Source organism: Klebsiella sp. WOUb02, assembly GCF_050058015.1.
Taxonomy (GTDB): domain Bacteria; phylum Pseudomonadota; class Gammaproteobacteria; order Enterobacterales; family Enterobacteriaceae; genus Klebsiella.
This window is the reverse complement of sequence record NZ_CP170110.1, coordinates 3990196-4015470: the sequence shown is the minus strand read 5'-3', so window position 1 is coordinate 4015470 and position 25275 is coordinate 3990196. Positions and strand designations below refer to the sequence as shown.

Annotated in this window: 15 protein-coding genes and 4 pseudogenes; 9 read left to right on the top strand and 10 right to left on the bottom strand. The window is 60.3% G+C overall.

What is annotated here, in order from left to right; genetic code table 11:
* Positions 1-72: 72 nt before the first annotated feature.
* From rsmJ to ABOC21_RS26420, 3 genes are all read right to left on the bottom strand, one after another.
* Positions 73-825, bottom strand: coding sequence for a 16S rRNA (guanine(1516)-N(2))-methyltransferase RsmJ (gene rsmJ, locus ABOC21_RS26430; protein ID WP_426813834.1), 753 nt, complete (start codon positions 823-825; stop codon positions 73-75).
* Positions 826-958: 133 nt separating this feature from the next.
* On the bottom strand, positions 959-3001 hold the full coding sequence (gene prlC / locus ABOC21_RS26425) for an oligopeptidase A (protein WP_426813833.1): 2043 nt from the start codon (positions 2999-3001) through the stop codon (positions 959-961).
* A gap of 185 nt (positions 3002-3186) precedes the next feature.
* On the bottom strand, positions 3187-4458 hold the full coding sequence (locus tag ABOC21_RS26420) for an acid phosphatase (protein WP_426813832.1): 1272 nt from the start codon (positions 4456-4458) through the stop codon (positions 3187-3189).
* A gap of 193 nt (positions 4459-4651) precedes the next feature.
* On the opposite strand from ABOC21_RS26420, the gene ABOC21_RS26415 reads away from it, so the two are divergent.
* Positions 4652-5494, top strand: coding sequence for a 23S rRNA (adenine(2030)-N(6))-methyltransferase RlmJ (locus ABOC21_RS26415; RefSeq protein ID WP_426813831.1), 843 nt, complete (start codon positions 4652-4654; stop codon positions 5492-5494).
* 71 nt (positions 5495-5565) lie between these two features.
* Positions 5566-6919: pseudogene (gorA, locus tag ABOC21_RS26410) on the top strand (glutathione-disulfide reductase).
* 17 nt (positions 6920-6936) lie between these two features.
* Here gorA and ABOC21_RS26405 read toward each other — a convergent pair.
* A pseudogene (locus ABOC21_RS26405) lies at positions 6937-7209 on the bottom strand (serine hydrolase domain-containing protein); the annotation flags it as partial.
* A 274-nt stretch (positions 7210-7483) separates the two neighbouring features.
* A complete protein-coding gene (locus ABOC21_RS26400) occupies positions 7484-8107 on the bottom strand; it encodes a glutathione S-transferase family protein (RefSeq protein WP_426813830.1) in 624 nt (207 codons plus the stop codon).
* Between the two features lie 261 nt (positions 8108-8368).
* Here ABOC21_RS26400 and ABOC21_RS26395 point away from each other — a divergent pair, with 261 nt between their 5' ends.
* The 3 genes from ABOC21_RS26395 to ABOC21_RS26385 all read left to right on the top strand — a co-directional run bounded on the left by ABOC21_RS26395 (position 8369) and on the right by ABOC21_RS26385 (position 12045).
* Positions 8369-9517 (top strand): iron-containing alcohol dehydrogenase, encoded by a 1149-nt coding sequence (locus ABOC21_RS26395; protein ID WP_426813829.1) that lies wholly within the window; start codon positions 8369-8371, stop codon positions 9515-9517.
* Positions 9518-9774: 257 nt separating this feature from the next.
* Positions 9775-11427: an alpha,alpha-trehalase gene (locus ABOC21_RS26390; RefSeq protein ID WP_426815586.1), complete on the top strand. Its 1653-nt coding sequence runs from the start codon at positions 9775-9777 to the stop codon at positions 11425-11427.
* Positions 11428-11496: 69 nt separating this feature from the next.
* Positions 11497-12045 (top strand): GNAT family N-acetyltransferase, encoded by a 549-nt coding sequence (locus ABOC21_RS26385; protein WP_095102839.1) that lies wholly within the window; start codon positions 11497-11499, stop codon positions 12043-12045.
* 17 nt (positions 12046-12062) lie between these two features.
* Here ABOC21_RS26385 and ABOC21_RS26380 read toward each other — a convergent pair whose 3' ends face one another.
* On the bottom strand, positions 12063-12821 hold the full coding sequence (locus ABOC21_RS26380; protein WP_426813828.1) for an SDR family NAD(P)-dependent oxidoreductase: 759 nt from the start codon (positions 12819-12821) through the stop codon (positions 12063-12065).
* A gap of 118 nt (positions 12822-12939) precedes the next feature.
* Here ABOC21_RS26380 and ABOC21_RS26375 point away from each other — a divergent pair, with 118 nt between their 5' ends.
* From ABOC21_RS26375 to ABOC21_RS26365, 3 genes are all read left to right on the top strand, one after another.
* Positions 12940-13839 carry a LysR family transcriptional regulator gene (locus ABOC21_RS26375; protein ID WP_426813827.1) on the top strand — a complete coding sequence of 300 codons (900 nt, stop codon included), beginning with the start codon at positions 12940-12942 and terminating at the stop codon, positions 13837-13839.
* A 122-nt stretch (positions 13840-13961) separates the two neighbouring features.
* Entirely contained in the window at positions 13962-14993 is a 1032-nt protein-coding gene (gene yhjD, locus ABOC21_RS26370) for an inner membrane protein YhjD (RefSeq protein WP_426813826.1), read from the top strand.
* 269 nt (positions 14994-15262) lie between these two features.
* Complete coding sequence (locus tag ABOC21_RS26365) at positions 15263-16585, top strand: MFS transporter (protein ID WP_426813825.1); 1323 nt, start codon at positions 15263-15265, stop codon at positions 16583-16585.
* A 47-nt stretch (positions 16586-16632) separates the two neighbouring features.
* Here ABOC21_RS26365 and ABOC21_RS26360 read toward each other — a convergent pair whose 3' ends face one another.
* Positions 16633-18684: an AsmA family protein gene (locus ABOC21_RS26360; protein ID WP_426813824.1), complete on the bottom strand. Its 2052-nt coding sequence runs from the start codon at positions 18682-18684 to the stop codon at positions 16633-16635.
* A gap of 194 nt (positions 18685-18878) precedes the next feature.
* Between ABOC21_RS26360 and ABOC21_RS26355 the strand changes: the two genes are divergently transcribed.
* Complete coding sequence (locus ABOC21_RS26355; RefSeq protein ID WP_426815585.1) at positions 18879-19808, top strand: sugar kinase; 930 nt, start codon at positions 18879-18881, stop codon at positions 19806-19808.
* 58 nt (positions 19809-19866) lie between these two features.
* Here ABOC21_RS26355 and ABOC21_RS26350 read toward each other — a convergent pair.
* The 3 genes and pseudogenes from ABOC21_RS26350 to hmsP all read right to left on the bottom strand — a co-directional run bounded on the left by ABOC21_RS26350 (position 19867) and on the right by hmsP (position 25033).
* A pseudogene (locus tag ABOC21_RS26350) lies at positions 19867-21364 on the bottom strand (M16 family metallopeptidase).
* A gap of 218 nt (positions 21365-21582) precedes the next feature.
* The gene (locus ABOC21_RS26345; RefSeq protein WP_426813823.1) at positions 21583-22869 is read right to left on the bottom strand and encodes a dicarboxylate/amino acid:cation symporter; all 1287 of its coding nucleotides are present in this window, start codon (positions 22867-22869) and stop codon (positions 21583-21585) included.
* 156 nt (positions 22870-23025) lie between these two features.
* Positions 23026-25033, bottom strand: a pseudogene (gene hmsP, locus ABOC21_RS26340) (biofilm formation regulator HmsP).
* Positions 25034-25275 lie beyond the last annotated feature (242 nt).

The window sequence follows — 25275 nt, the reverse complement described above, 5'->3', positions numbered from 1 at the left end:
CCGGCGGGTGATGCTGACCGGGCTACGTAGCCCGGATAAGGCGTATCGTGCGTGGCGTTCTGCTAGAAGGGGTTATTCCGCCGTACCGGCGTAAATATCAAACCGATGGCCTTTGGTAACCACCGCGTTCGGCGTGGCGACATCCGCCAGCGGCGGCGCGTAGTCGGGCCGTTTGACCACCACGCGTTTGGTCGCCAGCAGGCGCGCAGGCTCCAGCAGACCGTCGGCGTCTAAATCCGGTCCCACCAGCGACTGAAAGATGCGCATCTCTTTTTTCACCAGCGCGCTTTTCTGCTTGTGCGGGAACATCGGGTCGAGATAGACCACCTGCGGCCGCGGCGTAATATCGCTCAGCGCCGTCAGGCTTGAGGCGTGAATAAGCTGCAGGCGCTGCTGCAGCCACGGGCCGATTTCCGGATCGGCGTAGCCGCGGGCCAGGCCATCATCAAGCAGCGCCGCCACCACCGGGTTACGCTCCAGCATCCGCACGCGGCAGCCCACGCTGGCGAGCACAAACGCGTCGCGCCCCAGCCCCGCCGTGGCGTCCACCACGTCCGGCAGATAGTCGCCCTTGACCCCCACCGCTTTGGCCACCGCCTCGCCGCGTCCGCCGCCGAACTTACGCCGATGGGCCATCGCCCCGCCGACAAAATCAACGAAGATGCCGCCAAGCTTCGGCTCATCGCGTTTACGTAATTCCAGATGCTCCGGTGTCATCGCCAGCGCCATCAGGCTCTCTTCGTCGTGCTCCAGCCCCCAGCGGGCGGCAAGAACGGATAAGGCGCCGTCTCCGGCGCCCGTTTCATCAATTAAGCAGATTTTCACTTCCGCTTTACCCTAAACAATTCGCGTTGCCGCAGGACAACAAGGGAAAAATCCCCGGGAACGTACGCAGAGCGCGTTCCCGGGGTGAGTGAGTGCAGTTGCCGCAGAGGCCGCCTGAAGTCTGTCGGGTAAATTAGCCCTTAATCCCGTAGTGATCCAGCATCGCGTCAAGCTGCGGCTCGCGGCCGCGGAAGCGTTTGAACAGGATCATCGGCTCTTCAGAACCGCCGCGGCTCAGGATGTTATCAAGGAACGACTGGCCGGTTTCGCGGTTGAAAATCCCCTCTTCCTCGAAGCGGGAGAAGGCGTCCGCCGCCAGCACGTCGGCCCACAGGTAGCTGTAGTAGCCCGCCGCGTAGCCGCCGGCGAAAATGTGGCTGAAGGCGTGCGGGAAGCGGCCCCACGACGGACCCGGCACCACGGCGACCTGTTTTTTGATCTCCGCCAGCGTTTCGAGGATTTTCGCCCCTTGCTCCGGCTGGTACTCCGCATGCAGGCGGAAGTCGAACAGGCCGAACTCCAGCTGGCGCAGAATAAACAGCGCGGCCTGGTAGTTCTTCGCGGCGAGCATTTTTTCCAGCAACGCCTGCGGCAGCGGTTCACCGGTCTCGTAGTGGCCGGAGATAAACGCCAGCGCCTCCGGCTCCCAGCACCAGTTCTCCATGAACTGGCTCGGCAGCTCAACCGCATCCCACGGCACGCCGCTAATTCCGGACACGCCCGCGGTATCGATACGGGTCAGCATATGGTGCAGACCGTGGCCGAATTCGTGGAACAGGGTGATCACTTCATCGTGGGTGAACAGCGCCGGTTTACCGCTAACCGGGCGGTTAAAGTTGCAGGTCAGGTAGGCCACCGGCTTTTGCAGCGAACCGTCCAGCTTGCGCATCTGGCCGACGCAGTCGTCCATCCACGCGCCGCCGCGCTTATGCTCGCGCGCATAGAGATCGAGATAGAAGCTGCCGCGCAGCTCGCCGTTTTCGTCATACAGCTCGAAGAAGCGCACTTCCGGGTGCCAGACGTCAATATCGGTACGCTCTTTGGCGGTGATGCCGTAAATGCGCTTAACCACCTCGAACAGGCCGTTAACGGCTCTGTTTTCCGGGAAATAGGGGCGCAGCTGCTCATCGCTGATGCTGTAAAGATGCTGCTTCTGCTTTTCGCTGTAGTAAGCGATATCCCACGGCTGCAGCTCGTCAACGCCAAACTCCGCTTTAGCGAAGGCGCGCAGCTGGGCCAGCTCTTTCTCCCCCTGCGGACGGGCGCGTTTCGCCAGGTCGGTCAGGAACTCGAGCACCTGCTGCGGGTTCTCGGCCATTTTGGTCGACAGCGATTTTGAGGCGTAGCTGTCGAAGCCCAGCAGCTGCGCCAGCTCGTGGCGCAGGGCGAGGATCTCCGCCATCACCGGGCTGTTGTCCCATTTACCGGCGTTCGGTCCCTGGTCAGAAGCGCGGGTGGAGTAGGCGCGATACAGCTCTTCGCGCAGCGCCTGGTTGTCGCAGTAGGTCATCACCGGCAGATAGCTCGGGATATCCAGGGTCAGCAGATAGCCCTCCTGCTCTTTGGCCTGCGCCTGGGCCTGAGCCGCCGCCAGCGCGCTCTCCGGCATCCCGGAGAGCTCGGCTTCGTCGGTCACCAGCTTGCTCCAGCCCATGGTGGCATCGAGCACGTTGTTGCTGTACTGATTGCCCAGCTCGGACAGACGCGCGGCAATCTCGCCGTAACGCTTCTGCTGCTCTTTCGCCAGACCGATACCGGAGAGTTCAAAATCACGCAGCGCGTTATCCACCGCCTTTTTCTGGGCGATGTTCAGGGTGGCGTAGTGGTCGCCGTCGCGCAGATCGCGATACGCTTTGTACAGACCTTCGTGCTGGCCCACCCAGGTGCTGTATTCCGACAGCAGCGGCAGGGTTTGTTCGTAGGCTTCACGCAGCTCCGGGCTATTTTTGACCGAATTCAGATGGCTGACGGGAGAAAAAATACGCCCCAGCACATCGTCGACCTCCGCCAGCGGCTGGCACAGCGTCTCCCAGCTATAGGGCGCGCCCTGCGCCACGACGCTCTCTACCGCTGCCCGGCAATCGTCCAGCGCTTTGGTGACCGCAGGCACCACATGTTCCGGCTTGATAGCAGAAAAAGGCGGCAATGAAAAAGGCGTCAGTAATGGATTGGTCATATGCGCAGTCCTGTTGAAAAGGGGAAATGAAGCGCGCGTTCCGGCGCTTTAGCATGGGATCTAGAATGGGGGATAGTTGGGTGAATTTCAATGTCGCGCGATGCGCAGCGCCGGGTATTGCTGCAATAAGCCCGGCCGTTGAGCAAAATCCCGGCTGGCGCGCTGCTTCGCCGGGCTGCGTGCGATTAATGCGTCTTCTGCGCCATCTGCCAGGCGGCAGGCAGGTTGAGGCGCTGCCAGAACTGCTGGTCGGCGGTCTCTCCCGACAGCGGGTAGCCGGCCGGCAGCGCGGTTTTCACCATCAGCGCCCGACGCTGGGCGGCGGAAAGATGCGGCAGGGCGGCCTCCAGCAGCACCTCGGCCCCTTCCGGCACCTTCAGGGCCGGCTTCTCGCCCTTCTGCTGCGGCAGATCGTAGGTCATGGTGAAGCGATAAAAGGCGCTCATGGCCGGGTCGCGATAGGGATCGTCCTTGCCGGCGGTTTTCGCGCATTCGGCAAGCGAAGTGCCGCACTCTTTCTCCAGCGCGGCGCGCAGCTGATCGCGCGCTTCGTTAAACAGCGCACGATATTTTGCGTCGTTGAGATAGTGGGCGACGTTACGCTGCGCCACCATCCGCGAGCCCATCACGTCCAGCGGGTAGTGCACGCCAAGTACGATCCGCGAGTAGCCGTAGCGCGCGCCGCGGGTCACCAGAGCATCGAAGCGCTCCGGGATCATCTCGGCCATCAGCAGGGCATCGGTATAGCCGGTATTGGTGTGCCCGCTGGGGAAAGAACCCTCGTCGGCGGAATAGGGCTGGTTATCCTTCACCACCACGTCATCCGGCACCAGATGGATGGTGTTGCCCTGAATCAGGAACGGACGCGGGTTATTGAAGTGCTTTTTCGCCGCCCCGGTGCTGACTTCGCTGGCCTTAATCAGCGCCGCCGCTTTGCCCAGCTCGCCTTTGTCGTAGGCCGTAAGGAACGCTTTGCCCAGTCGAGGCCCCAGCGCATCGCTGAGGAAGTAGAGATAGCTTATCCCCTCGGCATCGGCCAGCGCCTGGTGGCGGGTAGCCTGGGTGGCATCGCGGTTAATGGCGGTGACGGTGGCGAGGTTATCCTTCACCACCGCATCCGGGAGCTTGCTGAACGCCGAGAGCAGCGCAATCCCCGCCTGCTGGTTCGCTTTCCCCCGGAAGTCATAGCCGCTGGCCTTGAGCCAGGCTTTATCCGCCTGGGTTTTATTCTGCTTAGCGTGCTCCAGCTGGCCGCGGGTCAGCGTCGCGGCATCCCCTTTCAGCGCCTGGCGCAGCGCCGCCAGCGTCTGGCTTTCCAGCGCGTCAAACGCCGGACTGGCGGCCGCAGGGGTGACGCTGGCGGCGATCGCCGCCGCCTGATGGAGCGGAACATCTTTTGCCAGCGCCGGCAGCGCCAGGATCAGCGCCGACGTCAGAAGTGTGATTCGCAGTTTCATTATTTTTCCTTTTATTCAAACGATTACCTTGCCTGCACGCGACGCTAGCGCGAAATTTTGACAGTTTTATGACGCCGTTATGTTTTGCAACGCTTTTGCCACAATTGAAACAGCGCGGCGCTACAGCGGTAATCCGGACGGATCTGCGGTAAACTGTCGGTTATCTTGTTTAATTCCCGGAATCTCTGCATCCATGCTCAGTTATCGCCACAGCTTTCACGCAGGCAACCACGCCGACGTCCTCAAACATACCGTTCAGAGTCTGATCATTGAATCGCTGAAAGAGAAAGAGAAGCCGTTTCTCTATCTGGACACCCACGCCGGCGCAGGGCGCTACCACCTGAGCAGCGAGCACGCCGAGCGTACCGGCGAGTACCTGGAAGGCATCTCCCGCATCTGGCAGCAGGATGACCTGCCGGCCGAGCTGGAGCCCTATATCTCCGTGGTTCAGCACTTCAACCGCAGCGGCCAGCTGCGCTACTATCCGGGTTCGCCGCTGGTTGCCCGCCAGCTGCTGCGCGAGCAGGACAGCCTGCAGCTGACCGAGCTGCACCCGAGCGACTTCCCGCTGCTGCGCGCGGAGTTCCAGAAAGACGAGCGCGCGCGCGTGGAGAAGTCCGATGGCTATCAGCAGCTGAGGGCTAAACTGCCGCCCGCCTCCCGTCGCGGCCTGATTCTGATCGACCCGCCGTACGAAATTAAAAGCGATTACCAGGCGGTGGTGACCGGCATTCACGAAGGCTACAAGCGCTTTGCGACCGGCACCTATGCGCTGTGGTATCCGGTGGTCCTGCGTGCGCAGATTAAGCGCATGATCAAAGAGTTAGAAGCGACCGGCATTCGTAAAATCCTGCAGATTGAGCTTGCCGTGCGCCCGGATAGCGACCAGCGCGGCATGACCGCGTCGGGGATGATCGTGATTAACCCGCCGTGGAAGCTGGAACAGCAGATGAACAACGTCCTGCCGTGGCTGCACAAAAAGCTGGTGCCGACCGGCATCGGCCACGCAACGGTTAGCTGGATCGTCCCGGAGTAATCGCAGTCATCGACGGAACCTATTGATTTCCGGTATACAATCGCAGCATTCAGATATTAAGGATATGACTCATGAGCAAACATTATGACTACATTGCGATTGGCGGCGGCAGCGGCGGTATTGCCTCCATCAACCGCGCGGCGATGTACGGCCAGAAGTGCGCCCTGATTGAAGCGAAAGATCTGGGCGGCACCTGCGTTAACGTCGGCTGTGTACCGAAGAAAATAATGTGGCACGCGGCGCAGATCCGCGAAGCGATTCACCTGTACGGCCCGGACTACGGTTTCGATACCACCATTAATCACTTCGACTGGGAGAGGCTGGTTGCCAGCCGTAGCGCCTATATCGACCGCATTCATACCTCTTACGACAACGTGCTGGGTAAAAATAAGGTCGACGTGATTAAAGGCTTCGCCCGTTTTATCGACGCCAAAACGGTTGAAGTCAACGGTGAAACCCTGACCGCCGATCATATCCTCATCGCCACCGGCGGCCGTCCGAGCCACCCGTCGATTCCGGGCGTAGAGTACGGCATCGATTCCAACGGCTTCTTCGAGCTGCCGGCGCTGCCGAAGCGCGTGGCGGTTGTCGGCGCGGGCTATATCGCCGTTGAGCTGGCGGGCGTGATTAACGGTCTGGGGGCCGAAACGCATCTGTTCGTGCGCAAGCACGCGCCGCTGCGCAGCTTCGATCCGCTGATTGTCGAGACGCTGGTTGAGGTGATGAACGCCGAAGGCCCGCAGTCTGCATACCCACGCCATTCCGCAGGCGGTGGTGAAAAACGCCGACGGCAGCCTGACCCTGACCCTGGAAGATGGCCGCAGCCAGACCGTCGATTGCCTGATTTGGGCCATCGGCCGCGAGCCGGAGACCGATAACTTCAACCTCAAGGCTACCGGGGTGAAGACCAACGACAAAGGCTATATCGTCGTGGATAAGTTCCAGAACACCAGCGTGCCGGGGATCTACGCGGTGGGCGATAACACCGGCGCGGTCGAGCTGACGCCGGTCGCCGTTGCCGCCGGCCGCCGCCTCTCCGAGCGTCTGTTCAACAACAAGCCGGAAGAACATCTGGACTACAGCAACATCCCGACCGTGGTCTTCAGCCACCCGCCGATCGGCACCGTCGGCTTAACCGAGCCGCAGGCCCGCGAGCAGTACGGCGATGAGGCGGTGAAGGTCTATAAATCGTCCTTTACCGCGATGTATACCGCCGTGACCTCGCACCGCCAGCCGTGCCGCATGAAGCTGGTGTGCGTCGGCCCGGAAGAGAAGATTGTCGGTATTCACGGCATCGGCTTCGGCATGGATGAAATGCTGCAGGGCTTTGCGGTCGCGCTGAAGATGGGCGCCACCAAGAAGGACTTCGACAATACTGTGGCGATTCACCCGACCGCCGCGGAAGAGTTCGTTACCATGCGCTAATCCTCAAGGCCCCGTACTCACGGGGCTTTTTTCAACACCTCATGGCGCGCCCGATAAGCCGTTCCCGCCGCCTGATTTTGCAAAATCGCATGTCCGATGTAGTTACTCCAGTTAAAGCTATTTTGTAGCACCACTACCGCATTCTGGTTCTCTTTATCAAAGCCGATATTGCTGGAACAGCCGCCGATGTAGCCCACCTGATAGATAATCCTCTGCCCGCAGATCGTAACTGTCACCCAGGCAATATTCGCCGCCTCGGTCTGCCGCGGATAGTGGTTAACGAAGATATCAACGGAGAGCAGATGCCCGTTTTGCCCTATCTGGCTGGTTTCGTCAGAAGCGATTCTCATTTGCGAAAGCGTTCCGGAGCATCCTACAAGCAGCGGAGACGCCAGCAACACAGGGTTCAACTGCCTGCTCAAACCATACTGTCCTGCCGTACGCACTACCAGGTGAATAAAAAAGGGACGCAGATCGTAACGGCAGTCATCGGTGATTGCAAAGCGAGTAGGCTGAATTTAACATCCGCGGCGATGTAAATCTGGACGTTTTTTTATCCTGCCGTCACGCCATGCCGTTATTACCGTGGCGCATAAACGCCGGACGCTGGTTGAGCGCCATATACCAGCGTTCGACGGCTGGCATCTCCGGGTGGGCAAAAGGGGTCATTTTCCAACGGTGAACCGACAGACCCAGGACGATATCCGCCAGCGTAAACCGGCTGCCGGTCAGCCACGCGCCGGTTTGCTGAAGCTGCGCGTCCACTATCTGCACGCAGCGGGTCCAGCTGGCAATGCTCTCTTTCAGCGCCGCCGGATCCTGAAAGCGCGGGTCCTTACGCACCAGCCCCATAAACGCGTAGCGCCAGGCGTTATTAAACTCCGTGGCCTGCCAGTCCATCCAGTGCTCGACCTCGGCTGCCGCCTGCGGCGCGGCGGGCAGCAGATCGTCCCGTCCGGCTTTGCGCGCCAGGTAGCGACAGATACTGTTCGACTCCCACAGGACAAAGTCGTCATCCAGCAGCACCGGCACCAGGCTGTTCGGGTTCAGCGCGCGGAACTCCGCGGTATCAATCGGCTGAAATCCGCTACCGTAATCTTCCTGCTGATACTCAAGGCCCGCTTCTTCGCAGGTCCACAACACTTTACGGACGTTAATTGATGAGCGTTTACCCAGTATTCTTAGCATTGTCAGGGATTCCTTAACCGAAGGGACGTTTTATTCACCATACTCCATCGGCTGCGCGAGTACAGCCAGCAACGGGGCAGCCAGCCGGATAATATGTAATGACATGTGCGTTGGCTTTCCTCGCTCGCGCCAGTCGATGACCTGGGTAGGCTCCCGGGAATTCCCTGCATTGCTGCATTACCGCCTTCCTGCAACGCGAATGATTTAGGGTATAGTTGATGCTTGCCTTTGCTTGCCTTTTTGCCGATACAGGAGCCCGTGATGCTGACCCCCTTTAACGTTTTAACCCCGGGAAATATCCGTTTTGGTCGCTGCCTGGCGCGGAGCGCTGCGCCCTGGCTGGCCCAGCGCAGCGACAAGGTGCTGCTGGTGCACGGCGCCAGCCCGCAGCGCGCCGACTTTCTGCTGGCCGAACTTCGTGCCCACGCGCTGGAGGTAACGACCCTCTCCATCGCCCATGAGCCCGACCTGCAGGCGATCGAGCAGGGCGTACGCCTGGCCCGCGAAAGGGGCGTCGGGGCGGTGGTGAGCCTCGGAGGCGGCGCGGTTATCGACGCCGGGAAGGCGATCGCCGCGCTGGTGCCGGCATCCGGAGAGGTTATCGAATATCTGGAAGTGGTCGGCAGCGGTCGGATACTGGAAGCGCATCCGCTGCCGTTTGTCGCCATCCCCACCACCTCCGGCACCGGAGCCGAGGTGACGAAAAACGCGGTAATTAACGTCGTGCCGCAGCAGCGTAAGGTCAGCCTGCGTGATGACAGGATGCTGCCGGACCTGGCGATCGTCGACCCGTCGCTTACCGATAACGCGCCGCGAGCGGTGACGCTGGGCTCCGGCCTCGATGCGATCACCCAGCTGATCGAACCCTGGCTGTGCACCCGCGCCAACCCGTTTACCGACGCCCTGTGCCGGGAAGCGATCCCGCGCGGCATCAAGGCGCTTAAAACGCTGATGACCAAAGAGTGCCCGCAGAGCCGCGATGAGATGGCCTGGGTCAGCCTGTGCGGCGGCCTGGCTCTGGCCAACGCCGGCCTCGGGGTGGTGCACGGTCTCGCGGGGCCGCTGGGCGGCCTGAGCAACGCCTCCCACGGCGCGCTGTGCGGCTGCCTGCTGCCCTTCGGCCTCGCGCTGAATGAATCGCTGGTCACCGATGAAAGCCTGCGCGGGCGCTTCACCGACGTGCGCCGCTGGCTGGCCGACGGGCTCAACGTCGATCCTGGCACTGCCTGGGAGAGCCTGCACGAATGGAGCCGCGGCGCGGGGCTCGGCAATCTGAATGAGCTTGGCGTGGCGCATCGGGCGCTTGAGCCCGCCGCGCTGGCCGCCAGCGGCTCGTCGTCGATGAAAGCCAACTCGGTCACGCTGAGCAGCGAACAGCTGCTGGAGATGCTGGAAGCGGCGTGGGAGTGATCCCACGCCAGCGCGGAAAAATAAGATTTTGTTGCAAAACGATTGCTCTGAATTTCTCCGCGCGACTCAGAGCATCAGATCGTAAATTATCAATAAAAATCAAAGCATAATAAAAAATCCCGCTTCAGGATTTTGCACAGAAGCGTGACCTGACGCACAGTTTACCCCACGAAAACCGAAGCGAATGACTAAGCTTAAAAACCATGCCGGGGAAACCCGGCGCCATTAAGCGACGCGATCCGGAGGTCCGTATCACTATGTCCAGCCAGACATTACGCAACGATAATAGCGATGAGTTAAAGATCGACGTCGATCTGCGCTACGAAGCCGATCCGTATGAGTTAAAACTGGATGAAATGTTCGACGCCGAACCGGAGCCAGAAATTATCGAGGGGTTCCCGGCGTCTGACGCCCTGACCCCCGCCGATCGCTATCTGGAGCTGTTTGCCCACGTGCAAAAATCGCGCATTTTCGCCGACAGCAAAACCTTCCCCGACTGCGCGCCAAAGCAGGATCCGCTGGATATTTTAATCCACTACCGGCGGGTGAAACGCGCCCCCGGGTTCGATCTGCGGCAGTTCGTCGAAGATCACTTCTGGCTCCCGGATCATCGCGCGGAGGATTACGTTTCCGATCCTCAGCGATCCCTGAAAGAGCATATCGATCACCTGTGGCCGATCCTGACCCGCGAGCCGCAGGATCATATCCCGTGGTCGTCGCTGCTGGCGCTGCCGCAGTCGTATATTGTGCCCGGCGGCCGTTTTAGCGAGACCTACTACTGGGACTCCTACTTCACGATGCTGGGGCTGGCGGAGAGCGGCCGCGAGGACCTGCTGAAGTGCATGGCGGATAACTTCGCCTGGCTGATTGAAACCTACGGTCATATCCCTAACGGCAACCGCACCTACTATCTCAGCCGTTCGCAGCCGCCGGTGTTTGCCCTGATGGTTGAGCTGTTTGAAGAGGACGGCGTGCGCGGCGCGCGGCGCTATCTTGAGCACCTGAAGATGGAGTACCGCTTCTGGATGGACGGCGCCGAGTCGCTGATCCCCAACCAGGCGTATCGCCACGCGGTACGTATGCCGGACGGCTCGCTGCTCAACCGCTACTGGGACGATCGCGATACCCCGCGCGACGAGTCCTGGCGCGAAGATGTGGAAACAGCAAAACGCTCCGGCCGCCCGCCCAACGAGGTTTATCGCGACCTGCGCGCCGGGGCCGCCTCCGGCTGGGACTACTCCAGCCGCTGGCTGCGCGATATTACCCGCCTGGCTAGTATTCGCACCACCCAGTTTATCCCCATCGATTTGAACGCGTTCCTGTTCAAGCTGGAAAATACCATCGCCAATCTCTCCGGCGTTGAGGGCGATCGCGAAACGGAAGCCGCTTTTCGCCAGAAGGCCAGCGACCGTCGGGCGGCGGTGAGCCGCTATTTGTGGGACGACGACAGCGGCTGTTTCCGCGACTACGACTGGCGCCGCGAGCAGCTGGCGCTCTTTTCAGCCGCCAGCATCGTGGCGCTGTACGTCGGAATGGCCACCCATGAGCAGGCGGATCGCCTTGCCGACGCCGTGCGCGCCCGCCTGCTGACGCCCGGCGGCATTATGGCCACCGAGTATGAGAGCGGCGAACAGTGGGATAGGCCCAATGGCTGGGCGCCGCTGCAGTGGATGGCGGTGCAGGGCTTTAAAATGTACGGTCAGGACCCTCTCGGCGATGAAATAGCCCAAAGCTGGCTGCAGACGGTGAACCACTTCTACAAGCAGCACCACAAGCTAATTGAGAAGTACCATATTGCCAGCGGCGTCCCGCACGAGGGCGGCGGCGGCGAATACCCGCTGCAGGATGGTTTCGGCTGGACCAACGGCGTGGTGCGTCGGCTGATCGGCCTCTACGGCGAGCCATTATAACCAGGTGCTATTCCGGCGGAGAATGTCCTGCTATGGTCAGGCTATTGACCTGTGCTGGAACCTTTACCGATGCCCGAACTGCTTACGCCACGGCTGCGCTGCTCGCCGCTGCAGCTGGATGACTGGTCCTTCTTTTTAGCCCTGCAGCGCGATCCGCAGGTGATGCTATATATTGCCGATTCGCGCCCGCTCGCCGAGATCCGCGAAGCGTTCGATTCGCGCCTGTCGCCGTGGACGCCGGGCGCCAGGCACTGGCTGTGCCTGATCGTCCGCGATCGACACACCCATACGCCGCTCGGCATAACCGGCTATCGGCACCACGAGGACGACTGCGCTGAGGTCGGATTCCTGTTCACTCCCCAGGCCCAGGGAAAAGGCTACGGCTACGAATCGCTGCAGGCGCTATGCGATTTCGCCTTTTCCGCAGGCGGCGTCCGTCGCCTGACCGCCACCGTTACCGCCGGCAACATCGCCTCGAAAAGCCTGTTACAGAAAACCGGCTTTCTGCTGGAGGGCGAGCTGCGCGAATGCTACTGGCTCAACGGCCGCTGGCATAACGACTGGCTATTTGGCCTGCTGCCGCGCGACTATCTCCGCTCCGCCTCCGCGGCGGGCTAGCGCCGCGGCCTGACGGCTTACAGGTACATGCCGCCGGAAACCTCCACGCGCTGGGCGTTCATCCATTGCAGATCGTCGCTCAGCAGCGCCGCTATCGCATCGCCGATATCGTCCGGCAGCCCTACCCGCCCCAGCGCCGCTTGCGCCGCAATATGCTGATTTACCTGCGTATTATCGCGAACCACGCCGCCGCCAAAGTCCGTCTCGATGGCCCCCGGCGCAATAATGTTCACCGAGATCCCGCGCGCGCCCAGCTCTTTTGCCTGGTAGCGGGTCAGCACCTCCATCGCCCCTTTCATTGATGCATAGGCGGCGTATCCCGGCAGCGCGAAGCGGGCCAGCCCGCTTGAGACGTTGAGGATGCGCCCGCCGTCCTGCAGCAGCGGCAGCAGGCGCTGGGTCAGAAAGAACGGGCCTTTAAAATGGATATTCATCAGCTCGTCAAACTGCGCTTCGCGGGTCTCAGCAAAGGCGACGTTGAGACCGATCCCGGCGTTGTTTAATAAATAATCAAAGGTGCTGCGCTGCCAGCGCTGCTGCAGGAGTTTTTCCACCTCCAGAGCAAAGCTTTCGAAGCTCGCCGTATCGCCGACGTTAAGCGCTAATGCCGCAGCTTTAACCCCTTTTTGTTCGATTTCAGCGACAACTTCCAGCGCCGCCTGCCGGTTGCTGTGGTAGGTCAGGATAATATCGGTTCCCTTCGCCGCCAGCTTCAGCGCCGCGTTTTTTCCCAATCCACGGCTGCCGCCGGTCACTAAAGCAATACGTTGCGTCATCAGAAACCCCTTATCGGTTGCGTTTGCATCGTTAAAGAGCTTATTAGCTGACAGGAAAACAATAAATACGCTAGATTACGTTTTACTGTTTCAATGGAAACAACAATAGGTCTCAGGCATGGATAAAATTCACGCAATGCAGCTGTTCATTCGCGTGGCGGAGCTGGAGAGCTTTTCCCGCGCCGCCGACACCCTGGGCCTGCCGAAAGGCAGCGTATCGCGCCAGATTCAGGCGCTGGAAAGCCACCTCGGCGCGCGCCTTCTGCACCGCACCACCCGCCGGGTGCAGCTGACGCAGGACGGGATGGTCTACTACGAGCGCGCCAAAGATCTGTTGAGCAACCTCGAGGAGCTGGACGGAATATTTCAGCACGATCCTTCCAGCATCAGCGGACGGCTGCGGGTGGATATGCCCGTCGGCGTGGCAGCAAAGCTGATTATTCCGCGGCTGCCGGCCTTTTTGCAGCAGTACCCGGGGATCGAGCTCGAACTAAGCAGCAGCGATCGGCTGGTTGACGTGATCCGCGAAGGCTTTGACTGCGTCGTTCGCGTCGGTACGCTGAAAGATTCCGGCCTGATCGCCCGCCCGCTGGGTAAGCTAACGCAAATTAACTGCGCCAGCCCGCAGTATCTGACGCGCTTCGGCTACCCGCACTCTCTTGACGATCTCGGCGATCATGCCCTGATCCACTATGCCAGCACTCTCGGCGTCCGTCCGGCGGGTTTTGAGGTCGTCAGCGACGGCGCCGCGCGCTGGGTGAAAACCGGCGGCATACTGACCGTCAACAGCACCGAGACCTACCAGGCCGCCTGCCTGGCCGGGCTGGGCATTATTCAGGCGCCGCGCATCGGCGTTCGCGACGCGCTGCGTACCGGCGAGCTGATTGAAATTCTGCCGCAATACCGCGCCGAACCGCTGCCGGTCTCGATTATCTATCCGCATCGGCGCAATCTTTCGCGCCGCGTACACCTGTTTATGGAGTGGCTGGGTAAGGTGATGAAAGAGTACGTCGATTAGCCCGCGGCGGGCCCGCTTTGCCTGCCGGCGCGCGGTCGGGTTTACCGCCCCGCCGCCGCAACCGGCATTTTGCGTATATAATTTTTGCTGAATCTCGCTGTAAAAAAAGGAAGAAATAACTCATGACACCGGAAAACGACGCCACGCGCCCGATCCAGGATCCGGGCCAGCAGCCGGAAAAAAGTAAAAGCAAGCTGGCCGCCATCAACGAATCCGCCGTGGGACAGAAGGCGAACCAGGCGCTGAAAAGCGTGACCGGGACGGCGGAAAAGGTCCAGCGGAATCCGATTATTGCGCACCTGATCCGCGCGGCCGAGCGCTTCAACGACCGCCTGGGCAATCAGTTCGGCGCGGCCATCTCCTACTTCTCGTTTCTGTCGATGATCCCGATACTGATGGTCTCCTTCGCCGCCGCCGGCTTTGTCCTCACCTGGCATCCGACGCTGCTGCAGGACATCTTCGATAAAATCCTGCTCAACGTCAGCGATCCGACGCTGGCGGCGACGCTGAAGAACACCATCAGTACCGCGGTTCAGCAGCGCACCACCGTCGGCATCGTCGGACTGCTGGTCGCGCTCTATTCCGGCATTAACTGGATGGGCAACCTGCGGGAAGCCATTCGCGCCCAGTCCCGCGACGTCTGGGAGCGTACGCCGCAGGATCAGGAAAAGATCTGGGTAAAATACTTCCGCGACTTTATTTCATTAATCGGCCTGCTGGTCGCCCTGATTATTACCCTCTCCATTACCTCCATTGCCGGCGCCGCGCAGCAGACCATTATCTCCGCGCTGTATCTCGATAGCATTGAGTGGCTAAAACCGGCCTGGCGGCTGATTGGCCTCGGGATCTCGATTTTCGCCAACTACCTGCTGTTTTTCTGGATATTCTGGCGCCTGCCGCGCCACCGCCCGCGGCGCAAGGCGCTGATTCGCGGCACGCTGATTGCGGCAATCGGCTTTGAGGTGATTAAAATCGTCATGACCTGGACGCTGCCGGCGCTGGTGAAGTCGCCGTCGGGCGCCGCGTTTGGCTCCGTTTTAGGGCTGATGGCCTTTTTCTATTTCTTCGCGCGCCTGACGCTCTTCTGCGCGGCGTGGATTGCCACCGCCGAGTATAAAGACGACCGCCGGATGCCGGGGAAAACCCACGATTGATGGCGTATCGGGCTGAACGAAGAGCTATCATTCAGCCCGATCGATCATTTCAGCAGATAAATCCAATGCGTAACTTTTATTTAACCTAAACCTGGTTTTATCTGCCATTATTTTATTTATGTGAAGCATTTCATAGAAGATATTTTACAGGCACGAAAATTATCCGCTTTTTGCCCGTTTTTTCACCTCTCCCGCCCCCTGTTACAGATTGAAATGTCGCTTTTGCTGTGGCTATATGGCCTTTCGTTCGCTAAAAATAAGAAAGATCTATGCAAGCCACAGCCACCACGCTCGACAAGGCGCAGGAAACCGCACCGGTTAACTCGCGCAATAAGGTCGTCGTTGCCTCACTCATCGGCACCGCCATTGAGTTCTTCGACTTCTACATTTACGCCACCGCCGCGGTTATCGTGTTTCCGCATATCTTCTTCCCGCAGGGCGATCCGGCCGCCGCGACGCTACAGTCGCTGGCAACCTTCGCCATTGCCTTCGTCGCGCGCCCGATTGGCTCAGCGCTGTTCGGCCACTTCGGCGATCGCGTCGGCCGTAAGGTGACGCTGGTCGCCTCGCTGCTGACCATGGGGATCTCTACCGTAGTCATCGGCCTGCTGCCGGGCTATGAGAGCATCGGCATTCTGGCGCCGATGCTGCTGGCGCTGGCGCGCTTTGGTCAGGGGCTGGGCCTGGGCGGCGAATGGGGCGGCGCGGCGCTGCTGGCCACCGAGAACGCCCCGCCGCGTAAACGCGCGCTGTACGGCTCCTTCCCGCAGCTGGGCGCGCCGATCGGCTTCTTCTTCGCCAACGGCACCTTCCTGCTGCTCTCCTGGCTGCTGACCGACCAGCAGTTTATGGCGTGGGGCTGGCGCGTACCGTTTATCTTCTCCGCGGTGCTGGTGATTATCGGGCTGTATGTCCGCGTTTCGCTGCATGAAACGCCGGTCTTCGCCAAAATCGCCGCGGCGAAGAAACAGGTGAAAATCCCGCTAGGGACGCTGCTGACTAAGCACGTACGGGTGACCGTGCTCGGCACCTTTATCATGCTGGCCACCTATACCCTGTTCTATATCATGACCGTCTACTCGATGACCTTCAGCACCGGCGCGGCGCCGGTGGGCCTCGGCCTGCCGCGTAATGAAGTGCTGTGGATGCTGATGATGGCGGTGATTGGCTTTGGCGTGATGGTGCCGGTTGCCGGCCTGCTGGCGGACGCGTTTGGCCGTCGTAAGAGCATGATCGTCATCACCTCGATGATTATTCTCTTCGCTCTGTTCGCCTTTAAACCGCTGCTGGGTTCCGGTCAGCCGGCGCTGGTCTTCGCGTTTCTGCTGATCGGCTTAAGCCTGATGGGGCTGACCTTCGGCCCGATGGGCGCCCTGCTGCCGGAGCTGTTCCCGACGGAAGTACGCTACACCGGCGCTTCGTTCTCCTATAACGTATCGTCGATCCTTGGCGCCTCCGTTGCGCCCTATATCGCCGCCTGGCTGCAGGGCAACTACGGCCTGACGGCGGTGGGGATCTATCTGGCTTCGATGGCCGCGCTGACGCTGATTGCGCTGCTGCTAACCCACGAAACCCGCCACCGGTCGCTGTAATCCTTAGATGCCCGGCGCGCCGTGCCGGGCATATCTCCTCTGCTCTTCTACTTTTTCATCTGCGATAAAATCGTCTGGCACTGGTTGGCTTCGCCTTCCGCCGGCGATACCAGCGCCAGCAGCGCCGCCGCCGGCGTGACCAGCGTCGCCAGCGCGGCCGCAACCGCACCGCGCGCAATCAGCGGCCCCACCTTCACCCCGGCGTTCGGCGATTTAAACGTGCCGCGCACGTACAGCGGCGAGCGCAGGGTAATAATGCGCAGCCCCTTACTTTCGGGGTCGATGGTTAAGTCGAGCTGTTCCGAGGCGAAGCTGGCGGTTCCGGTGACGTTAATCAGCGCATTTTCGGTATCAAAGGCAAAAATCTGCGGCCGCGCGACGCCGTTAACTACGTCAACGTTCGCCGCCGCGCAGTTGACCCGCACCTCGTCGTCGCCAAAGATCTGCCCGATAAGATAGTTACCGACGTTCAGCCCCAGAATTTCCATCAGGTTCCGGCTAATCAGGCCATCGTTCATCAGCAGCTTGATATTGCCGTTGCTGTTGCCCAGCAGCGCCGCCACCGAGTTACCGGTGCCGCGCAGCTGCATATCGCCGTTCATCTCGCCGAGGGTCTTCTGCATCATCTCCACCTTCGGCATCAGCGCCTTGAGCTTCAGGCGCCTGGCCTGCAGGTTGGCGCTGCCCTGCAGCGGCTTTTTATCGCCCTGCAGGTGCAGGCTGCCGGCGATGGTGCCGTTGGCGAGGCCAAAGCGCAGCGGCTGCAGGCGCAGGTCGCCGCGCTCGAGGATAACGTGGGTGTTGAGGTCGCTAATCGGCAACGTGCCGCCGTGTTCAATTCGCCGCCCCTTGAAGCGGACGTCGGCATCCATCAGCTGCCACTTGTCGGTCTCGAAGCGATCGTAGGGCAGGACTTTCCCGGCCGGCTGCGGCGCCGCTTCGCCTTTACGCTGCCCGGTTTTGCTCGCCTTACCGTCTGCGTTCACGCCAATCAGCGGCCCGAGGTCCGCCAGACGCAGCTGGCGGGATTCCACGTCGCCCTCCAGCTTCGGCCGCGGCTTGCCGGTGGTGTAGGTCAGGGAGCCGTGAATATCGCTTTCGCCGATGCGGCCGTTAAAATCGTGATAGCTAAAGCGCGATCCGCTCTGCTGGTTGAAGACCGCCCGCAGGCGTCCGTCGGTAGAGAACGCCGGCGTATCCGGCAGGACGATGCCGGTGAGATCGTATAAATCCCCCAGCGAATCGCCGGAGAACTTGAGGCGTAGATCGACGCCGCCGAGGTTGAGCGGGTCGTTAACCGTCCCGCTAAAGGCCACCCGGGTATTGCCGGAGCGGAAGTCGCCCTGCAGCGGGAACGGCGTCCCTTCGCTGCGCAGCGCCAGCATGCCGCCAATTTTACCGCTGCCGGAGAGCGGCTGGTCACGATAGCTCCCCTTCGCCGTCAGCCCAAAAACGTAGTCCGCCACCTTCTGTGGCCCCTCTTTGTCTGCCGTGCCGGTGACCTCGCTAAACGGCAGCGGTTTGCCCAGCGGATCGACCATCAGGGTAATATCGGCGCGCGTCACTTTGTCGGTAATGGCGATCCGTCCGCGATCGAAGAGAATATTATCCAGCCGAAAAGACCAGTCGGATGGCGCGGCCTGGCTGGCCGCAGCGTCGTCCGCACCGAGGGTAAAGGTCCAGTTATTGCTTTTCTCAGAGAGCCGGATCAGCCGGGCATCGGGCTGCTGCAGCTTAATCCACGGTAGATACACCGTTTTGCTCAGCAGCGATAGCGGCGCCAGCGTGGCTTCGACGCGCGGCAGATGCACCATCGTAACCTGCGGGATATCCGGCGGGTTGCCGAGGACGATATCTTCGGCATGAACGTGCGGCCAGGGCACCCAGCTCCGCCAGCCTCGCTCGTCGCGCTGCCGCTCCCAGACCACGCCGAGATCGCCGCGAATGGCAAACGGCCGGTTCAGTTCGGCGGAGACCTTCTGGTTAATGGTTGGTTTCAGGCGGTTCCAGTCAAAGGTCGCCAGCACGATGAAAAACAGAACAATAACTAAGACTATCGTTCCCGTGATAATGGCAATCGTCTTGCGGGTTGTGGTCATACCCTCTCAGCTCCTTTGCTCCTCGTCAGTCCTGAATATAGTTGAAAAGCGCATCTTTCTCCGCCAAATGCGCTTTTCGTCACATTACGCGCGCGATGTCAAAAAAATAATGGAACGATGTTTTAATATGATTGACCATAAAAACGACGCGGCGCACACTAGCGCTAATTTCGATTCAATCTCAGGTCATGATGATGTCTAAAAAAATTGCCGTTATCGGCGAATGTATGATTGAGCTGTCAGAGAAAAACGCGGCGGTAAACCGTGGATTTGGCGGCGATACCTTGAATACCTCGGTCTATATTGCGCGTCAGACCGACGCCAGCGCGCTCGCCGTGCACTACGTGACCGCGCTGGGGACGGACGCGTTCAGCCAGCAGATGCTGGAGTCCTGGCAGGCTGAGGAGGTCAAAACCGACCTGATCCAGCGCATGGCCGATCGTCTTCCGGGGCTGTACTACATCGAAACCGACGATACCGGCGAGCGTACGTTTTACTACTGGCGCAACGAAGCGGCGGCAAAATTCTGGCTGGAAAGCGAGCAGTCCGCCGCGATCTGCGAAGAGCTGGCGACCTTTGACTACCTCTATCTCAGCGGAATCAGCCTCGCCATTCTCAGCCCCCAGAGCCGCGAGAAGCTGCTAACGCTGCTGTGCGAATGCCGCGCTAACGGCGGGCAGGTGATCTTCGACAATAACTACCGCCCGCGCCTGTGGGCCAGCAAAGAAGAGACTCAGCAGGTTTATCAGCAAATGCTGACCTGTACCGATATCGCCTTCCTGACGCTGGATGACGAAGATGCGCTATGGGGTGAAAAACCGGTAGCGGAGGTGATTGCCCGCACGCACGCCGCCGGCGTCAAAGAGGTGGTGGTGAAACGCGGGGCGGATTCGTGCCTGGTGTCGATTGTCGACGAGCCGCAGCAGGAGATCCCTGCCGTGAAGCTGCCGAAAGAGAAAGTGGTGGATACTACCGCCGCCGGCGATTCGTTTAGCGCCGGCTACCTCGCCGTCCGCCTGACCGGCGGCGACGCGAAGTCCGCAGCCGCCCGCGGGCACCTGACAGCCAGCACGGTTATTCAGCATCGCGGGGCCATTATTCCGCGCGAAGCGATGCCGCAGTAACGCTCGCCCGGGCTGCGCCATAGCGGCCGCAGCCCGGGAAGCCCCTCGTCAACCGGGCCTACTGGGCGGGGGGAATATCCGTCGCGTCGCTGTGCGCGTCGGCCGCCTCGCCGCCTCCGGCCGTCGCCGTTGGCGGAGGCAGCATCAGTTTCTCCCACGTCGCCTTCAGATCCTTCATGTTAAATTCCGGCTCGCCCTGCGGCTGCTGCAGCACCAGCGCCATATCCTGCGACAGCTGCTGGCGCAGATACTGATTCAGCATATCGACGGTCAGCGAATCAAGGAACTCCTGGCGCAGCTTCTGGTACTGCTCCGGCGCGATATCCACTACCTGATTCTGCAGCGAGCGGACGCGCTGGCTGATCAAAATATCGGTATCGGTACGCGCGTAGGTGGCGAAGAGCTTTTGCAGTTCGAGATTTTTCTGCGCCAGCAGGGTATCGAACTCTTCCTGCGGTAGCCCGTTATCGCGGACCTTCGCCAGCTCGCGGGATACCGCGATCAGGTTCGCGTTGAGCTTGTTGCCCGGCGATTCAATGTTGATCGCGCACTGGGCGCGCTGGTACAGCACCCGGCAGTCAAAGCCGAGGCTCACGTCTTTGATATTGTTTTTGCTCAAGTTCTGCTGCACGTGCCAGAACAGCGCCTCGCGCGCCAGATCGTCGCGCCAGTAGTGCTGCAGGGCGACCGAATCGCGAATCGGCTGCCACGGAGAGTCCCACATGAGCGACAGCTTATCCTGACGTACGGTATTGGTCATAATGCTGACCGGCGTCGTCGGCAGCGGAGCCAGCGTCGGCACCGCGGCCGGCGTTTCTCGTTTGCCCTTCAGCTCGCCGAAGTTTTTGTTAATTTGCTCCGCGACGCTGCGGCTATCGACGTTGCCCACCACGATCAGCGTCATGGCGTCCGGGGTGTACCACTTCTGATAAAACGCTTTCAGTCTGCGCAACATCGAGCGGATTTTTCAGCGACGCGGCGGGGTCATGCCCCAGCATGGCAGAGCCTTTCAGGCGATAGCGCCACCAGCCCTCTTTGGTATCCAGCGGCCAGGTCGCCACCATATCGCTGCCCTGCAGGGCGTGATTTACCGCTTCCGGCGTTACCGTCAGCTTCCCGCTGGCGTCAGCCAGCCAGCTCAGCGCCTCTTTCAGCAGATCGTTGCGGTTATTCGGCAGGCTCAGGTTAAACATGGTGTCGCTATAGGAGACGATCGCCGGCGGTAGCGGGCGGCTCGGATCGATGCTCTGCTGCCACAGGGAGCGCGCCTGCATCGTCGGCAGGCTGCCGCTCTGCGTCAAGGCCAGGCGGGGAATAAAGCGGCTAAAACCGCTCTGCTGAGTGCTTTCGCTCAGCGAGCCAATATTGACGAACAGGCGGACTTCAATACGATCGCTGGGACGCTGCGGAGTGGCTAAAACCTGCCACTGAAGCCCGTTGGCGAGAGTCCCCTGTTGCCAGGCCGGGTCCGGCTGGAGCGCTTCTGCTTGCACATAACCGGCCGCTGCCATCATCAGCAAACCACCCGTTAAGAGTTGAATTTTTGTGCCCTGCATGTGAACCCCTGATGAACATTCCTGGTTACAAAAGCAGCCCGCTGAAGGGCTGCCAAAAATATGGTGAGTAAGTACGTCGGTTAGACCACGCGGAGAGGAAAATGTCGCACGGAGACGTAAAATAATCATTTAGTATCACTCCCCAACCCAGGGGAGCGATACCTAATTATGCGCAGGAGGCCGGAGTCCAGCAAGGGACAACGGCCTAACAGATGGATTTAAGAGGATAATTCTTGCGATTTATTCGCCGGAGTGCGGTTATTCAGGACATCATCCAGCTGTTGGGTATCCAGCTCTTTCACCCATTTCGCCACCACGATCGTCGCCACGCCGTTGCCCACCAGGTTGGTCAGGGCGCGCGCTTCGGACATAAAGCGGTCGATACCGAGGATCAGCGCCAGGCCGGCAACCGGTAAATGGCCCACCGCGGAAAGCGTGGCCGCCAGGACGATAAAACCGCTGCCGGTGACGCCCGCGGCGCCTTTCGAGGAGAGCAGCAGCACCACCAGCAGCGTTATCTGATGGAAAATATCCATATGGCTGTTGGTCGCCTGGGCGATAAATACCGCCGCCATCGTCAGGTAGATGGAGGTGCCGTCGAGGTTGAAGGAGTAGCCGGTTGGGATCACCAGCCCCACCACCGATTTGCGACAGCCCAGCTTCTCCATCTTATCCAGCATGCGCGGCAGCGCCGATTCGGACGAGGAGGTGCCGAGCACAATCAGCAGCTCTTCGCGGATATAGCGGATAAATTTAAAGATGCTAAAGCCGGTCATCCGCGCGATGGTGCCCAGCACCACCACCACAAACAGAATACAGGTCAGGTAGAAGCAGACGATCAGCTGGCCCAGCTGCACGAGGGTGCCGACGCCGTATTTCCCGATGGTAAAGGCCATCGCCCCGAAGGCGCCAATCGGCGCGAGGCGCATAATCATGTTGATGATGCCGAAGATCACCTGCGAGAAGCTTTCGATAACGTTGAAAATCAGCTGGCCCTTGCTGCCCAGACGGTGCAGGGCAAAACCAAACAGCACCGCAAACATCAGCACCTGCAGGATGTTACCGCTGGCAAAAGCGCCGATCACGCTGCCGGGGATGATATCCAGCAGGAAGGCGACGATGCCCTGATCTTTTGCCTGCTCGGCGTAGACCGCCACGGCCTTCGCATCGAGGGTCGCCGGATCGACGTTCATGCCGCCGCCGGGTTGCACAACGTTGACGATGATCAGTCCAATAATCAGCGCGATAGTACTGACGACTTCAAAATAGAGGAGCGCTACCGCACCGGTACGGCCGACGGCCTTCATGCTTTCCATCCCGGCAATCCCCGTCACGACGGTGCAGAAGATTACCGGAGCAATAATCATTTTAATCAGCTTAACGAAGGCGTCGCCGAGGGGTTTCATCTGCGCGCCCAGTTCCGGGTAGAAATGGCCCAGCAGAATACCGATCGCAATGGCCGACAAAACCTGAAAATAGAGGCTTTTGAAGAGAGAGGCTTTCATAGGGTGTCCTTTGGGTATAACCACAGACATGGAAGGGTTATATGGTGTCTGTGGCTTAAAAGTAACACCCGGGAAACATTTCAGAAATAACTAAGCGTAATATTGCAACGAATTTGTTAAAAACTTTGAGTCTGACTCGCACAAGTCAGCATCCCGTTACAGGTTTTCACCCTCTTCGTTCAGCGGTAAAAACTGCGCCGCAAACGCCTCCTGCGGCAAGGCGCAGCCGAAGAGGGAGCCCTGGGCAGTCTCGACGCCGGCCTCCTGCAGCCACCGACGCTGCTCCTCTCTCGCGACACCTTCCGCCACGATGCGCAGGTTAAGACCGCGCGCCAGCTGAATAATCGCCGGCGCCATGCTGGCATCTTCGGGCAGCATATCGATGAAAGCCTTATCGATTTTCAGGATATCCACCGGCAGCGGCTTCATATGCTGGAGCTGGCGCAACCCGGCGTAACCCATGCCAAAATCATCGAGGGCGATGCGCACGCCCGCCTCGCGCAGCGGGCGCAGCAGGGAGACCACCATCTGCGGATCGTCCAGCCGGCGGCTTTCGGTAATGTCGATAATCAGCGTGCCCGGCGGAATGCGATAGCGCGCGAGCAGGGTCAGCATCTCTGCGCCCCGGTCGTGATGCAGCAGCTGCAGCAGCGACACGTTTACCGATAGCGGCAGCATAATGCCCCGGCTTTGCCATGCCGCAAGCTGGCGACAGGCCTCTTCCATTACCCAGTAGCCGACCGAAACGATCAGCCCGCAGGCCTCAATACGCGCCATCAGATCCGGCGGCAGCAGCCAGTTGCCGTCCTCCTGGCGCTGGCGCAGCAGAACCTCCGCGCCGCACACTTCGCCGCTGGCGGTATTCACCTGCGGCTGCAGCCAGATGGCGAAGCGCTGATTCTCCAGCGCCGCCAGAATATCGTGCTCCTCCATCAGCCGACGCTGCGCCTTCTCCATCTGCTGCGGATCGAAAAACTCAATCTGGTTTTTACCTTTGCGCCGCGCGGCGACGGCGGCGGAAAACGCCCGTCGGTAGAGCTGCTCCGCGCTCAGTTCGCCGTTAAACATCGCAATTCCGACGCTGGCGCAGGGGCGAAGCTGAATACCCTGCAGCGGCAGACGTTCGCTAATAGCAGTGAGCACTTGCTTACTTAATGTCACCGCCTGCCAGGGCTCGGTGATGCCGCTGGCCAGAATCGCAAAGTCATAGCCGCTCACCTGCGCCAGCACCATACGCGATGGGATGATTGCCCGCAGCTTTTCCACCAGCGTCAACAGCAGTATTTCGCGCTGGGCCTCTTTCAGGACGCCGGCGGTATCCTGCAGCGTTTCGCAGGCGACCACCAGCAGCGCCGAGGTTTGCGGGCGCGCCACCGCCTGCTCGAGCAGCGCCATCAGGAAGGCCTTATTCGGCAGGTCGGAGACCGGGAAGCGGGTGGACTGTAAAGAGGAGCTCATCGTGCCGGCGCAGCAGGGTCTGCTGGTTGCGATTGTAGCTGCGCACCAGCATGCCTATCTCATCATCATGATGCAGCCGCGGCAGGGTCAGCTGATGCCCGAGACGCTCCTGCTGCGGAACATCGTTGAGTTCACGCGCCACCTTGCGCAGCGGACGGACGATCAGCCGGTTGATGCACCAGGTGATCGCCACCGTCAGAACCAGCACCAGCAGGAAGTAAGCAGTCACCAACGTAGAAAGCGTACTCATCACGAACTTATACATCTGGTATGAGTCGGCCTGCAGCACCAGATAGGCAAGCGGCTGCGGATTTGCGGGCCGTTCCTGGGAGTAGATCGGCAGCGATATCTGTACCGGCAGCTCAAACATGCGGGTAATCATCACCGGGACCGGGCGCTCGGGAATAAAGCGCATCCGCAGCGCCTGAAACTGGTTCGGCAGCACCACGTCCGCCCGGCTGACGATGCCAGCGGGCTGGATACGACCAAGAATGGTTTCCGCCTCCGGAATATCCGCCTTCAGGATAGCCGCGGAGAGCGGTTCGCGAACGGAACGGGCGATGCTTTCTAACTGCGTGGCCGTAGTAAAGCGACTCTGTTGCACAAAGTGAAAGAGTAAAATAGAGCAAAAAACCAATACAAAGGCCATGGACACGCCTGCGACCATCGCCATCTGTTTAATTGTAAGTGAGCGGCTGACGCGCAACTGTGTTCTCCACTGATACTGAATGCTGTCCGGATTCCGTCCCTCAACGCCGGTATTTTCAGGCGGCTTATCTCGGCAAAATAGCTCGCAAACGCCCGGCAGAGAGCGCCAAACGAGTCACCAGGACGGGTACGAAGCGCCGCCCCTGGCTTGCGGGCGCGCCGGGCCGGCGTGCCGATGAGCGCCGTGCGAGCGGGGACGCCCCCCGCGGCGCGAAGTACGACGAGTATACGCGAACACGA

Bases quoted from the DNA above. Each gene is read 5' to 3' on its own strand.
- ABOC21_RS26420 (WP_426813832.1), bottom strand. From the start codon at position 4,458: ATGAAACTGCGAATCACACTTCTGACGTCGGCGCTGATCCTGGCGCTG.
- ABOC21_RS26415 (WP_426813831.1), top strand. From the start codon at position 4,652: ATGCTCAGTTATCGCCACAGCTTTCACGCAGGCAACCACGCCGACGTC.
- ABOC21_RS26355 (WP_426815585.1), top strand. From the start codon at position 18,879: ATGTCTAAAAAAATTGCCGTTATCGGCGAATGTATGATTGAGCTGTCA.
- ABOC21_RS26390 (WP_426815586.1), top strand. From the start codon at position 9,775: ATGTCCAGCCAGACATTACGCAACGATAATAGCGATGAGTTAAAGATC.
- prlC (WP_426813833.1), bottom strand. From the start codon at position 3,001: ATGACCAATCCATTACTGACGCCTTTTTCATTGCCGCCTTTTTCTGCT.
- ABOC21_RS26395 (WP_426813829.1), top strand. From the start codon at position 8,369: ATGCTGACCCCCTTTAACGTTTTAACCCCGGGAAATATCCGTTTTGGT.
- ABOC21_RS26380 (WP_426813828.1), bottom strand. From the start codon at position 12,821: ATGACGCAACGTATTGCTTTAGTGACCGGCGGCAGCCGTGGATTGGGA.
- yhjD (WP_426813826.1), top strand. From the start codon at position 13,962: ATGACACCGGAAAACGACGCCACGCGCCCGATCCAGGATCCGGGCCAG.
- ABOC21_RS26365 (WP_426813825.1), top strand. From the start codon at position 15,263: ATGCAAGCCACAGCCACCACGCTCGACAAGGCGCAGGAAACCGCACCG.
- ABOC21_RS26360 (WP_426813824.1), bottom strand. From the start codon at position 18,684: ATGACCACAACCCGCAAGACGATTGCCATTATCACGGGAACGATAGTC.
- ABOC21_RS26375 (WP_426813827.1), top strand. From the start codon at position 12,940: ATGGATAAAATTCACGCAATGCAGCTGTTCATTCGCGTGGCGGAGCTG.
- ABOC21_RS26400 (WP_426813830.1), bottom strand. From the start codon at position 8,107: ATGCTAAGAATACTGGGTAAACGCTCATCAATTAACGTCCGTAAAGTG.
- ABOC21_RS26385 (WP_095102839.1), top strand. From the start codon at position 11,497: ATGCCCGAACTGCTTACGCCACGGCTGCGCTGCTCGCCGCTGCAGCTG.
- ABOC21_RS26345 (WP_426813823.1), bottom strand. From the start codon at position 22,869: ATGAAAGCCTCTCTCTTCAAAAGCCTCTATTTTCAGGTTTTGTCGGCC.